At 70.0% G+C, this 12,873-nt stretch carries 13 protein-coding genes; 5 read left to right on the forward strand and 8 right to left on the reverse strand.

Going from position 1 to position 12,873, the window contains the following annotated elements:
• Nucleotides 1-11 precede the first annotated feature (11 nt).
• Entirely contained in the window at nucleotides 12-1,454 is a 1,443-nt protein-coding gene (locus MRBLWH10_RS18810) for an MFS transporter (RefSeq protein WP_341941111.1), read from the reverse strand.
• Nucleotides 1,455-1,513: 59 nt separating this feature from the next.
• A complete protein-coding gene (locus MRBLWH10_RS18815; RefSeq protein ID WP_105674296.1) occupies nucleotides 1,514-1,924 on the reverse strand; it encodes a VOC family protein in 411 nt (136 codons plus the stop codon).
• 77 nt (nucleotides 1,925-2,001) lie between these two features.
• Here MRBLWH10_RS18815 and MRBLWH10_RS18820 point away from each other — a divergent pair, with 77 nt between their 5' ends.
• Together MRBLWH10_RS18820 and MRBLWH10_RS18825 are read left to right on the forward strand one after the other, a co-directional pair.
• Entirely contained in the window at nucleotides 2,002-2,634 is a 633-nt protein-coding gene (locus tag MRBLWH10_RS18820) for a hypothetical protein (RefSeq protein WP_341941112.1), read from the forward strand.
• Nucleotides 2,635-2,653: 19 nt separating this feature from the next.
• Nucleotides 2,654-3,343, forward strand: coding sequence for a GNAT family N-acetyltransferase (locus MRBLWH10_RS18825; protein WP_105674292.1), 690 nt, complete (start codon nucleotides 2,654-2,656; stop codon nucleotides 3,341-3,343).
• Between the two features lie 3 nt (nucleotides 3,344-3,346).
• Here the strand turns inward: MRBLWH10_RS18825 and MRBLWH10_RS18830 are convergent, their stop codons facing one another.
• A complete protein-coding gene (locus tag MRBLWH10_RS18830; protein ID WP_341941113.1) occupies nucleotides 3,347-4,816 on the reverse strand; it encodes a peptide MFS transporter in 1,470 nt (489 codons plus the stop codon).
• 140 nt (nucleotides 4,817-4,956) lie between these two features.
• Between MRBLWH10_RS18830 and MRBLWH10_RS18835 the strand changes: the two genes are divergently transcribed.
• Nucleotides 4,957-6,342 (forward strand): glycine--tRNA ligase, encoded by a 1,386-nt coding sequence (locus MRBLWH10_RS18835; protein WP_341941114.1) that lies wholly within the window; start codon nucleotides 4,957-4,959, stop codon nucleotides 6,340-6,342.
• Between the two features lie 79 nt (nucleotides 6,343-6,421).
• Here the strand turns inward: MRBLWH10_RS18835 and MRBLWH10_RS18840 are convergent, their stop codons facing one another.
• Nucleotides 6,422-7,408 carry a WYL domain-containing protein gene (locus MRBLWH10_RS18840; RefSeq protein ID WP_341941115.1) on the reverse strand — a complete coding sequence of 329 codons (987 nt, stop codon included), beginning with the start codon at nucleotides 7,406-7,408 and terminating at the stop codon, nucleotides 6,422-6,424.
• A 69-nt stretch (nucleotides 7,409-7,477) separates the two neighbouring features.
• On the opposite strand from MRBLWH10_RS18840, the gene MRBLWH10_RS18845 reads away from it, so the two are divergent.
• Nucleotides 7,478-8,611: an epoxide hydrolase family protein gene (locus MRBLWH10_RS18845; protein ID WP_341941116.1), complete on the forward strand. Its 1,134-nt coding sequence runs from the start codon at nucleotides 7,478-7,480 to the stop codon at nucleotides 8,609-8,611.
• Between the two features lie 71 nt (nucleotides 8,612-8,682).
• Here MRBLWH10_RS18845 and MRBLWH10_RS18850 read toward each other — a convergent pair whose 3' ends face one another.
• The 4 genes from MRBLWH10_RS18850 to MRBLWH10_RS18865 form a co-directional block, all read right to left on the reverse strand.
• Nucleotides 8,683-9,108 (reverse strand): DUF1801 domain-containing protein, encoded by a 426-nt coding sequence (locus MRBLWH10_RS18850; RefSeq protein ID WP_341941117.1) that lies wholly within the window; start codon nucleotides 9,106-9,108, stop codon nucleotides 8,683-8,685.
• Between the two features lie 58 nt (nucleotides 9,109-9,166).
• A complete protein-coding gene (locus MRBLWH10_RS18855) occupies nucleotides 9,167-9,754 on the reverse strand; it encodes an HhH-GPD-type base excision DNA repair protein (RefSeq protein ID WP_341941118.1) in 588 nt (195 codons plus the stop codon).
• Nucleotides 9,755-9,786: 32 nt separating this feature from the next.
• Complete coding sequence (locus MRBLWH10_RS18860) at nucleotides 9,787-10,095, reverse strand: hypothetical protein (RefSeq protein ID WP_341941119.1); 309 nt, start codon at nucleotides 10,093-10,095, stop codon at nucleotides 9,787-9,789.
• Between the two features lie 148 nt (nucleotides 10,096-10,243).
• On the reverse strand, nucleotides 10,244-11,539 hold the full coding sequence (locus tag MRBLWH10_RS18865) for a glutamyl-tRNA reductase (RefSeq protein WP_341941120.1): 1,296 nt from the start codon (nucleotides 11,537-11,539) through the stop codon (nucleotides 10,244-10,246).
• Between the two features lie 215 nt (nucleotides 11,540-11,754).
• Between MRBLWH10_RS18865 and hemE the strand changes: the two genes are divergently transcribed.
• Nucleotides 11,755-12,777, forward strand: a complete 1,023-nt coding sequence (gene hemE / locus MRBLWH10_RS18870; RefSeq protein WP_341941121.1) for a uroporphyrinogen decarboxylase — start codon at nucleotides 11,755-11,757, stop codon at nucleotides 12,775-12,777.
• The last annotated feature ends 96 nt before the right edge of the window (nucleotides 12,778-12,873 follow it).

Here is a 12,873-nt window from a genome sequence, read left to right on the forward strand (position 1 = left end):
GCAGGATCCTTTCAGCCGGGAAGCGACGGATGCCGCTCTGCCGCGCGCTGTCGCGGGATGAACAGGGAGAGCACGACGGCCACGGCTCCGGCGGCGATCGCGAGCCAGAAGCAGACGTCGAAGGCCGCGCGGGTCGGCACCGCGACGCCGTCGACCTGCACGCTCATCGCGGCGAGCACTCCGCCCATCACCGCCGAGGCGCTGGACGTGCCGACCGAGCGGAACAGCGCGTTCAGTCCGTTCGAGGCGCCGGTCTCGTTGGCGGGCACGGAGCGCATGATGATCATCGGCATGGCCGCGAACGTGAAGCCGATGCCCACGCCGATGAGGATGTTCGCGACGAAGATGTGCCAGACCTCGCTCGACCACAGCAGCACGAAGACGTAGGCGAGCACGATCGCGACGGCGCCGACGGTGAAGAGCGGGCGAGGTCCGACGGTGCGTTCGAGCCAGCCGGACAGCGGGGAGATGACCATCATCACGAGACCGGCCGGCATGATCACGAGAGACGCCGCCACCATGTCGAGCCCGAACCCCGAGCCGGAGCCGACCGGCATCTCGAGAAGCTGGGGGAACGTCACGTTCGAGGCGAACAGCGCGAAGCCCATGCCGATCGCGGCGATGTTCGTGAACAGCACCGCCGGGCGGGCGGCGACGCGGAGGTCGAGCAGCGGATCCTTCGTGCGCAGCTGGTACCAGCCCCAGAGGAGCAGTACCAGGACGCCCCCGATGATGCAGGTGAGGGTGAGCGGCGCCGTCCATCCCCACTGCGCGCCGCGGGAGACGAAGAGGAGGATGCCGGTCAACCCGATCGCGAGCCCGACGGCGCCGAGGACGTCGAGTCGACCGGGGAAGCGGAGCACGTCCTGGGGGACCGTGACGAGGACGAGCACGAGGCCGATGGCGCCGAGCGCGGCGGCGAGCCAGAACAGCCAGTGCCAGTCGGCGTTCTCGGCGAGGACCGCGGCGACGGGCATCCCGATCGCGCCGCCCACTCCCATCGTCGCGCTCATCAGAGCCACGGCGGTGCCGAGTCGCTCGGGTGGCAGCGCATCGCGCATGACGGCGATGCCGAGCGGGACGACCCCCGTCACGGCGCCCTGCAGGGCGCGGCCGATGATGACTCCGACGATCGACCCGGACAGGGCGGCGATCGTGGAGCCGATGATGAGGAGGGCGAGCAGCACGATGATGACCCGACGCTTGCCGTACATGTCGCCCAGGCGGCCGGAGATCGGCGTGGCGACGGCGGCGACCAGCAGCGTGATCGTGACGACCCACGTCGTGTCCTCGCGAGAGGAGTTCAGCAGGTGCGGAAGCTCGGCCTGCAGCGGGACGACGAGCGTGAACATGAAGGACGAGCAGAGTCCGGCGAAAGCCAGCACCGCGACGATCGCCCACTTGGGCGGTGTGCGGGAGAGACGTTTTCGCGCGCGGTCGTCGTTCTCTCCCATCGGCTCAGGCTATCGGCGTTCGGCGGGGGCGAGGCGCGTCGTGAGCGAATCCGTCGCGGTCATTCCGGAAGCACGAACGCCCCCGTCTCGCCGGGGTTGACCGCGATCTCCCAGCGGAAGCCGTCGGGGTCGGTGAAGTAGCCGGAGTAGCCGCCCCACACCCGCTGCTGCCCGCGGCTCACCGGGGCGCCGAGAAGCGCGGCCTCGGCGAGCACATCGTCGACCTCGGCGGGCGTGGCGAGGTTGTGCGCGAGGGTGATCGGGGCGACCCCCGCGGCCGGGGCCTCTCCGATCTCGGCGGTGAAGCCCTCGACCGACCACAGCGAGAGGATCACCTTCTCCGCGACCGGGAACATGAGGACGTCGTCTCCGGCGAAGATCGGCTCCCAGCCGAGCCCGTCGACGTAGAACGCCCTGCTGCGGGCGAGATCGGCGACGGCGAGGGTGATGAAGCTGACGCGCTGTTGCATGACACGAGTGTCGCACCGGCATCCGACATCCGCCTGTCGTGTGTGGTCCGACGCTCGACGCGTGCTTGCATGTGGGGATGAGCGCAGACATCGAGCAGCATCCCGCGGACACCCCCTTCCACCGGCGCCTCGTCTACGGCGAGCGGCCGGACGGATCGTGGATGACGCAGGGCCCGGCCGGTGCGTACGAGTCCGTCGTCATGCGCCCGCTCGAGCCGATGCTCGTTCCCGAGAAGCCGCGCAGCGGCGAACTCGATCCGGAGAACTGCGGGAGCTGCAAGGCAGACGAGCACACGATCTGGCACGACGACCTGTGGCAGGTGCGCGCGGGCTGGGAGCCGGGTGGTCTGCCGTTCATCGGCGCCATCTCTCCGCGCGATCACTGGCTGCTGGAGGACGCCCCCGTCGAGGTGCTCGCCGCGCTCGGGCCTCTCCTGCAGCGCATCTCAGAGGCCGTCAAGAGCATCCCCGGTGTCGCGCGGTGCCACTTCAGCCGCTTCAACGACGGCTCGGCGCATCTCCACCTGTGGGCGTTCGCCCGACCGGAGGGCATGATGCAGGGGCGCGGCGCCGTGCTCTCGTTCTGGGACGGCATGCTCCCGGAGATGAGCGTCGAGATGATGGAGGAGTTCCTCGACATCGTCTCGGAGGCGCTCGCGGCGGGTGGCGGCACAGCCTTCCCGCGGGGCGCGGTTCCGCGAACCGCGTGAGAGGGGGCAGACTGGACCCGTGCGCAGCATCCGTGATCTCGACACCGTTGAACTCATCATCGACGCCCAGGGCCTGCTGGACTCCATCAGGGGCCCCGAACGCGTCGTCGACGCGGGCACTCTGCGTGCCCTGCAGCAGTCCGGCAACTACGTCGTCGGCCTCTTCGACGGCGACGGCGACGAGGAGCGCATGGTCGGAGCATCCATCGCCTTCTTCGGCGAGCCCGGTCGGCGCGCGATGCACTCCCACATCACAGCGCTCGTTCCGGAGTACCGCGGTCGTGGGTGGGGGCGCGAGCTCAAGGAGCATCAGCGCCAGTGGGCCTTCTCGCGCGATGTGGGCCGCATCACCTGGACGTTCGATCCGCTGGTCGCGCGCAACGCGCACTTCTTCCTGACCGTCCTCGGCGCCCGTGCGACCGGGTACTCGGTCAACGTGTACGGCATCTTCGGCGGAGGAGACGCGGGCGACGAGAGCGACCGCCTCGACGTCGAGTGGGCGCTCGCCGACATCGCCCGGCCGCCGGCCGCCGAGACCGTCGTCGAGACGCTGGCGATCCCCGCCGACATCGAGGGGCTGCGCGAGTCCGACCCCGCCGCGGCGCACGAGTGGCGTCTGCGTCTGCGCACCGAGATGGAGGCCCTGCTCGGCCGCGGTCTGCGCCTTGCGGGCTTCGACGTCGAGCGCGGCTACCTCTTCACCGCATAGGACTCAGCTGACGCCCTTCATGAGCCGCAGCACGGGCTTCACCGCGAGCAGCAGCCCGAGGCCGACGACGATCGCGATGCCGCCGAGGATCGAGAAGTAGGGCACCTCGTCGCTCGGGTCGTAGAACTGGACGAGCCATCCCGAGATCGCCGTGCCCAGCGCGATCGACAGGAAGAACAGCGCGACCATCTGCGTGTGGAACGCCGCGGGGGCGAGCTTGGTGGCCACCGAGAGCCCGACGGGCGAGATCAGCAGCTCCGCGACGGTGAACACGAACAGGATGCCGACGATCGCGAGCAGCGGCGTGGAGTTCTCGCCGCCCCCGGCGAACGGGAGGAACAGCAGGAACGCGGCGCCCATCACGATCGCCCCGAGCGCGAACTTCACGGGCGTGGAGGGCTGGCGGCTGCCGAGGCGCGTCCAGATCACGGCGAAGACGCCGGACAGGATGATGATGAACACCGGGTTGATCGACTGCACCCACGACACCGGCATCTCCCAGCCGAAGAGCGAGCGGTCGAGCCTCTTGTCGGAGTACACCGTGAGCACCGTGAACTGCTGCTGGTACAGCGACCAGAAGGCGACGCTCGTGACGAAGAGGGGGAGGAACGCCCAGACGCGCGACCGCTCCGTCCCGTCGATGCGGCGGCTGCCGAGGATCACGGCGAAGTACGCGACCGCGGCGATGATCGTGCCGAAGATCACGATCGTCGCGAGGTTGTCCGGCCGGATCGCGCCCACCAGCACCAGCACGACGACGAGCAGGATGCCGGCGCCGCCGATGATCCACATCAGCGGGTAGCGCGAGGCGGGGAGCGGGTTCGGCACGTGCCTGGCCGCGTCGGGGAGCTTCCGGCGTCCGAAGGAGTACTGCACGAGACCGAGGGTCATGCCGATGGCCGCGAGGCCGAAGCCGAAGTGGAAGCCGAGCGACGACTGCAGGATGCCGGTGAGGATCGGGCCCATGAAGGCGCCCAGGTTGATGCCCAGGTAGAAGAGGGAGAACCCGGCATCCCGTCGGGGATCCTCCGCGCTGTACAGGCTGCCGACGACGGACGTGGCGTTCGCCTTGAGCCCGCCGGAGCCGAGCGCGACGAGGACGAGGCCGACCCCCACGCCGAGCACGCCGGGGAGCGCGGCGAGCGCGATGTGTCCCGCGACGATGACGATCGCGCTGAGGAACAGCACGCGCTCGGAGCCGAGCAGGCGGTCGGCGACCCAGGCGCCGAGGATCGTCGACAGGTAGACCGATCCTCCGTAGGCGCCGACGATGCCGCCGGCGACCGCCTCGGGGATGCCGAGACCGCCCTGCGTCGCCGAGTAGTACAGGTAGATGAGCAGGATGCCCTGCATGCCGTAGAAGCTGAACCGCTCCCACATCTCCACGCCGAAGATGTGCACCAGCGCCCAGGGCTGGCCGAAGAAGCGGGTGTCCTCACGGCTGTTCTCGTCGGTCTGCTCTGCGGTGCTCATCCCTCGACGGTACTCCGAGCTCAGAAGCGAGTGCACGCCGGTGGTGGCGAACACGTAAGGATGGAGCGGCGAACACGCACGGATAGAATGGAGTGCCCGTGTTCACGGGCGTCCTCCCGCATCCGACCATTGGAGCCACCGTGGCCGAACAGTCCCGTCTTGACAAGGTCATCGCCCTCGCCCGCCACCGCGGGTTCGTCTTCCAGGCGGGTGAGATCTACGGCGGTTCGCGTTCCGCGTGGGACTACGGACCCCTCGGCACGGAGCTCAAGGAGAACATCCGCCGGCAGTGGTGGCAGACCTTCGTGCGCGGCCGCGGCGACATGGTCGGTCTCGACTCCAGCATCATCCTGCCCAAGCGCGTGTGGGAGGCCTCCGGCCACGTCGCGACCTTCACCGACCCGTTGGTCGAGTGCCTCAGCTGCCACAAGCGCTTCCGTGCCGACAACCTCATCGAGGACTTCGAGGCGCGCAAGGGCCGCAAGGCCGAGAACGGCCTCGCCGACGTGCCCTGCCCCAACTGCGGCACCAAGGGCCAGTACACCGAGCCGAAGGCGTTCTCCGGCCTCGTGAAGACGTACCTCGGCGTCGTCGACGACGAGTCGGGGCTGTACTTCCTGCGCCCCGAGACGGCCCAGGGCATCTTCGTGAACTTCTCCAACGTGCTCACCGCCTCGCGCAAGAAGCCGCCGTTCGGCATCGGCCAGGTCGGCAAGGCGTTCCGCAACGAGATCACCCCCGGCAACTTCATCTTCCGCACGCGGGAGTTCGAGCAGATGGAGATCGAGTACTTCACGCCGCCCGCCGAGGCGCAGGAGTGGTTCGAGCACTGGGTCGAGGCCTGCTGGGACTGGTTCATCGATCTGGGCATCGACGCCGACAACATGCGCCGTTTCGACGTGCCCGAGGAGGACCGCGCGCACTACTCCGCCGGCACCATCGACGTCGAGTACCGCTTCGGCTTCCAGGGCAAGGAGTGGGGCGAGCTCATGGGCGTCGCCAACCGCACCGACTACGACCTGTCGAGCCACAGCGAGGCCTCGGGCTCGTCGCTGTCGTACTTCGACCAGGCGTCCGGCGAGCGGTACACCCCGTACGTCATCGAGCCGTCGTTCGGCCTCACCCGCGCGATGATGGCCTTCCTCGTCGACGCCTACGTCGAGGAGGAGGTGCCGAACGCCAAGGGCGGCACCGATGTGCGCACCGTGCTGCGCCTCGACCCTCGCCTGGCTCCGGTCAAGGTCGCCGTGCTGCCGCTGAGCCGCAACGAGAACCTGTCGCCGTTGGCCCGCGAGGTCGCCGCGACGCTGCGCAGCTCCTGGTCGGTCGACTTCGACGACGCCGGCGCCATCGGCCGCCGCTACCGTCGACAGGACGAGATCGGCACGCCGTTCTGCGTCACGATCGACTTCGACTCCCTCGACGACCGCGCCGTCACGGTGCGCGACCGCGACACCATGGCACAGGAGCGCATCTCGATCGACGAGCTGCACCAGTACCTCGCGGAGCGCCTCAAGGGCGCCTGAGCATCCTCGTCGGGGTCGCCGCGACCCCCGCCCGTCCCGAGACCCCCGCCTGCGTTCACCGCAGGCGGGGGTCTCGTCGTCACGCCGGGGCGTCGACGGCAGGCGGCTTCGGAGAACCCGCGACCGCACGGGCGTAGCGCTCCGAGAGCAGCTGGAGGCGCGGGATCAGCTCCGGCGGACTCTCGACCGTGAAGTCCATCATCAGCATCCCGATGTAGGTCGCGACCGTGTCGAGGCTGTCGGCGCCGGTGACGAGGATGCAGTGGCTGTCGTCGACCGGCTCCACGACGCCGACCGCGGCGTGGATGCGGTCGAGCACCGCCTCGGCCGGCGCGTCGATGCGGAGTCGGGCGTGCACGATCCAGCCGCTCACCGCGATGGTGCGCATCGCGAACGCGGTGTAGTCGCCGCCCGGCAGCGGCTGCGGGGAGAAGCGGCGGTGCGTCGCCATCCGCAGGCGCATCCGGTCGACGCGGTACGTGCTCCACTCGCCCGACTGTGGATCGCGCGCCACGAGGTACCAGCGTCGGTGCCAGGTGAGCAGGCGGTAAGGCTCGACCAGGACCGGCGTGTCGTCGAGGTCGAAGCGCAGCCACTCCTCGTCGCGGATCGCGCGGGCGATGGCCTGCAGCGCCGCGGCGTCGATCTCGGGGTCGGGAGCATCCGTGTCGTTGTTCTCCGGCGCCCTGTCGACGCTCGACCGCAGTGCATCGACGGTCGGGCGCAGGTGCGAGGGCAGCACCTGCTCGAGCTTGGCCAGCGCGCGGGCGCCGGACTCCGCGACCCCGGCGATCCCGGCTGCCGCGCGCAGCCCCACGGTCACCGCGACGGCCTCCTCGTCGTCGAGCAGCAGCGGGGGGAGCTTGCCGCCGGCGCCGAGCCGGTATCCGCCCAGGGAGCCGCGCGTCGCATCGACGGGGTACCCGAGCTCGCGCAGACGATCGATATCGTGACGGATGGTGCGCGTCGAGACGCCGAGTCGGGAGGCGAGCGTGCGTCCGGAGCGCTCCGGCTCGGCCTGCAGCAGAGCCAGGAGTGCGAGCAGACGGGCGGTCGGATCGGCCACAGAGATCCTCCGAAAAGAAGTTCTTCCATTAGGAACGAATCCAGCCTAATGCGTTCTTACAGTCGAGATATGGAAAACAACACCCTCTCCCTCAGCCCCTTCACCGTCACCGTCTCCGCCGCCGAGGTGGCCGATCTCCACGACCGGCTCTCCCGCACGCGCCTTCCCCAGCCGTCGCCCACGGACGACTGGGACGCAGGAACGCCCAACTCCTACCTCCGCGACGCCGTCGCCGCCTGGCGGGCGTTCGACTGGGAGGCCGCGCAGGAGCGGATCAACTCCTTCCCGCACTTCACGACCGAGATCGACGGACAGCGCATCCACTTCATCCACGTCCGCTCCGCTCACGAGGGCGCGACCCCGCTCCTCCTCGCGCACACCTACCCCGGCTCCGCCGTCGACTACCTCGAGCTGATCGACCTGCTCGTCGACCCGGTCGCTCACGGCGGACGCGCCGAGGACGCGTTCGACGTCGTCATCCCGGACGCCCCCGGATACGGGTTCTCCCAGCCGCTGTCCGCCGCAGGATGGACGACGGCGCGGGTCGCCGCGGCCTACGACACGCTCATGCGCGGCCTCGGCTACGACAGCTACGGCATCCACGGCTCGGACAACGGGGCGATGGTCGCCCGAGAGCTCGGCCTGCTGAACCCCGAGGGCTTCCTCGGACTCCACGTGCTGCAGCTGTTCTCGTTCCCCTCCGGTGACCCGAGCGAGTTCGAGCGTCTGGAGCCGCAGGACTACGCGGGGCTCGAGCACATGCAGTGGTTCCAGTCGGTCGGCGGCTACAACACCATGAACGCGTCCCGGCCGCAGACGGTGTCGGTCGGCATCAGCGACTCTCCCGTCGGTCTGCTCGCCTACAGCGAGCTGTTCAACTCCTTCGGCAACGGCACCTCCCTCGTGCCGCTGGAGAAGATCCTGCTCGAAGTCAGCGTGAACTGGTTCGCGAACGCGGCATCCGGCATGTCCCGCAGCTACCTGGAGAACGCACGCGCCGAGGCATCGGATGCCGTCAACGCGGCGCCGACCGGAGTCGCGGTGTTCGCCGACGACTTCCAGACGATCCGGGTGTTCGCCGAGCGCGACAACTCGAACATCGTGCACTGGAGCCGCTTCGACGAGGGCGGGCACTTCGCAGCCCTGGAGCGTCCGGACGTGCTGGCCGGAGACATCCGCGCCTTCTTCGCAGGACTGCGCTGATCATCGACCTGACGCCGAGACCCCCGCGTAGCCGTTCGGTACGCGGGGGTCTCGGCGTCGGATGCTGTGGCTCAGCCGGTGACGGTGAGCTGCACCTCTGGGGTGCCGCCCGCCTCGACCCAGGCGAGCGAGCGCTCCAGGATGCCGCGGAGCACGTCGAGGTCGATCTGCTCGAGGTCCTTGATGTAGAGGCAGCCGGCGCCGGTCGTGTGCGGTCCGAGCTCAGCGAGGGCCTCGGTGTGCGCGGCGACGCCGTCGAACAGGTAGATCGTCGTCGCGGCCTTGCGCGGGGCGAAGCCGAGCAGTCCGCTGTCGCCCTCCGTGCCGGTCGGGTAGCGGTAGTGACAGGAGCCGAAGCCGATGATCGTGCCCCAGGTCGCAGGTTCCCGCCCGGTGATCTCCTGCATCAGCGCGGTGAGGGTCTCGGCATCCCTCCGGCGGATCGCCGGACTGGACCGTGCGATGAGCCCGGCGACGTCGTCGCCTGTCGGCTTCACTTCTCCGCCTCAATGGGTTTCGACGCGCTTCGCTTGCTCAGCCTTGCCTCGGCAGGCATCAACGCTCCTCCGTCGCATTGCTCCGTGCCGCGGCAACCTTCATCGCCTTCTTGTGCTCGCGGACCTTCGTCAGCGACTCGGGCGAGACGATGTCGGCGACGCTGCGGTATGAGCCCTCCTCGCCGTACGGAGCCGACGCCTCGCGCCAGCCGTCGCCGGTGAAGCCGTACTGCTTGCCGAGCAGGGCGAGGAAGATCTTCGCCTTCTGCTCGCCGAAGCCCGGCAGGGTCTTCAGGCGCTTCAGCACCTCGGCGCCCGAAGGGTCTCCCTCGGTCCACAGCGCGGCGGCGTCACCGCCCCAGTGGTCCACGAGCTCCTGGCACAGGGTCTGCACGCGTGCGGCCATCGAACCGGGGAACCGGTGCACGGCGGGTGTCTGCTTGAACGCTTCGAGGAACTCGTCGGGGTTCAGGTGCGCGATGGCGGCGGCATCCGTCGCCCCGGTGCGCTGCTCGATCTTGAGGGGGCCTGCGAACGCGGTCTCCATCGGAACCTGCTGGTCCAGCAGCATCCCGACCAGCAGGGCCAGGGGGTTCTCGGTGAGCAGGGTGTCGGCGGCGGTGTCTCCGGTGATGTGAAGGGCCATGAACCCATCATCCCTCACGGCGGCCGTCGTGGTCAGAGCCGCTGCAGTCGGGGCAGCGGGCCCTCGAGTCGCGCGATGGAGAGCTTCAGGTCGCTCAGCTGACTCTCCAGCTCCTGGAATCGAGCGTCGACCTTCTCGAACCGCTGGTCGACCTTCTCGAACCGCTGGTCGACCTTCTCGAACCGTTCATCGATCTTGTCGAACCGCAGGTCGATCTTCTCGAACCGCGCGTCCAGCTCTCGCGACTGCCGCGCGAGCAGTCCGGCCACTCCGCCGAGCACCGTCAGGGTGAAGGCGAAGAGAGCGATGATCATTCCGATCACGTCCGGGGACACGAGCATCCTCCCATCCTGCGCCGATGACGCGGCGCTGTCACGCATCCGACCGTAGGACCGGCAGGGGTGGGGGAGGAGCGGCGGGCGCCGGGGGGGGGCAGCGGCTCTGTGGAGAACCGGTGCTCTCCCGGTTCCTGTGGAGAGCGGGTGGAGCTCAGGCGCTCGCCGCGTCGGCGATGTCGTCCTGCGCCGGCTCGATGCCGTACAGGGAGGCGAGAGCCGACGTGAACTCGTCGGCCTTGCCCGATGCGGCGAGCTCGTGGGCGCGCACGGTCGGCGTGTGCAGCAGCACCCCGGCGAGATGGCGCAGCGCCTGCTCGACCCTGCCGTCCTCGTCGCCGCGGGCGCGGGCGCGGTCGATCTCGGTGTCGAGCAGGGAGAAGATGTGCGAGCGGAGGGCGACGACCGCCGGAGTCACGCTCTGACGGGAGCCCACGACGTGGAAGGTGTCCGCCGCCTCGCGGACGACGCTGCGCGCGGCATCCGTCGCCTGCAGCTCCTCGAGAGGGGCGTGCAGGCGGATGGTCTCGAGGTCGAGCAGGGCGACGCCCTCGAGCGTCGCGACGGCGGGGTCGACGTTGCGCGGCATGCCGAGGTCGACCACGAGCCGGCTGTGCGAGCCGACAGGGCATCCGACCGCTGCGGCGCCGACCGGCAGCTGCAGGTGCTCGGGGCCGAGGACGGGCTCCGTCGCGGTCGTGCAGGTGATGAGGAGGCTGGAGCGTGCGGCCGTGCGCGCGTAGTCGTCGGCCGACACGGCGCGGATGCCGTGTTTCGCGGCGAAGATCTCGGCGCGCCCCGACGGCGAGTAGACGGAGATGTTCTCGGCGCCGCGCTCACGGAGCGTGGCCAGGGTGACGGCGGCGTAGGCGCCGGTGCCGACGAGCAGCACGCGCTCGGCCGACCAGTCGGCGATGCGGCTGTCGGCGAGCTCCAGAGCGAGGCGGACGAGCGAACGCCCTGCACGGCCCAGGGCGGTGACGTTCTTGACCTTGCGCTGAGCCTGGCTGGCGCGCTGGAACAGGCGCTCGAGCTCGGGAGAGGTCGTGCCGTCCTTGCGGGCGGACTTCAGCGCGCGGCGGACCTGGCCGGCGATCTCGCCCTCGCCGGACACGACGGATTCGAGCCCGGATGCCACGGAGAACAGGTGCTCGGCGACGCGTCGGCCCGAGTGCACGGCGTAGGCGCCGTCGAGCTCGGAGGCGGGAACACCGGTCGCGGACTCGACCGCTTCCAGCACGGCTTCGACGCCGACGGCTCCGGCCGCGGTGACCGGCTCGTCGATCTCCACGTACGCCTCGAACCGGTTGCACGTCGCGAGAACGACCGCACCCTGCACGCACGGCGTCAGCCCCACGAGGGTGGGTGCGACGTCGTCGGGGGTGCGGCTCAGGCGTTCGAGCAGGTCGAAGGAGGCGGTCTTGTGACTCGCCGTCACACACAGCAGCACACGACGATTCTACCCGAGCCGCGGTGGGCCGGGTTCGGCGGTCCTTTCGCGGCTCTCGGCCGGGTCGCGCCAGAACTCCGGAGAACCGTCCGCCCGTACGCCGGACAGCTCCGGGTGGGCGCGGGATCATGCACCCACCCGGGCCGGCACGGCCTCGGATCTCCGGAGTTCCGGAGCGCAGCCGGCCCATAGACCCCGGATGGGAGGATGGACGCATGGCCCTCTCTGACGCTCCGCTGCTGCGCGCCCTCGCCGGACACCGACCCGAGCAGACCCCGGTCTGGTTCATGCGACAGGCGGGTCGGTCCCTGCCCGAGTACCGCGATCTCCGCGTCGGCACGAGGATGCTCGACGCCTGCCTCACTCCGGAGCTCGCGGCGGAGATCACGTTGCAGCCGGTGCGCAGGCACGGCGTCGACGCGGCGGTCTTCTTCAGCGACATCGTCATCCCGCTGCGCCTCGCCGGCGTCGAGGTGGAGATCGAGCCTGGGCGCGGCCCGGTGTTCGCAAACCCCGTGCGGACCGCGGCCGACGTCGAGCGGATCACCGCGATCGACCCCGCCGACCTCGACGGATCCGCCATCGCCGCCGCCGTGGGGATCGTCACGGACGAGCTCGGCGACACCCCCTTGATCGGGTTCGCGGGGGCCCCGTTCACCCTCGCCGCCTACCTCGTGGAGGGAGGGCCGTCGAAGGAGCACCTGCGCGCCAGGGCGATGATGCACGCCGACCCCGAGTCCTGGAACCGCCTCGCCGGCTGGCTCGCCCGGGTCTCGCGCCGCTTCCTGGAGATCCAGAGGGATGCCGGAGCCTCCGTCGTCCAGCTGTTCGACTCGTGGGCGGGGTCCCTCAGCCCGGCGGACTACCGTGCCTTCGTCGCTCCGCACTCGCACGCGGCGCTGGCCGGCATCGGCATCCCGACCATCCACTTCGGCGTCGGCACCGGTCCGTTCCTCGCCGACATGCGCCTGGGTGGTATCGCCGACGGCGTGGGAGTCGACTGGCGCCAGCCGCTCGACGAGGCCGCGGCGATCCTCGGCGACGGCGTCACTGTGCAGGGCAACATCGACCCCGCGCTGCTGGGCGCCCCGTGGCCGGTGCTGGAGGCGCACGTGAGGGAGGTCCTCGAGCGGGGCCGCGCGGCCCGCGCGCACATCCTCAACCTCGGTCACGGCGTGCCTCCGGAGACGGATCCCGACCAGCTCACCCGCATCGTCGAACTGGTGCACGCGGTCTGAGGGGCTCCGCTCCGCCTGCCCGCGCGTCTCCCGGTGCGCGTAGGCGCGGAGCGCCTCGCACGTTCGGGAGGAGTTCGCACGTTCGGGAGGAGCCCT

It is taken from the genome of Microbacterium sp. LWH10-1.2 (genome assembly GCF_038397765.1).
GTDB lineage: Bacteria > Actinomycetota > Actinomycetes > Actinomycetales > Microbacteriaceae > Microbacterium > Microbacterium natoriense.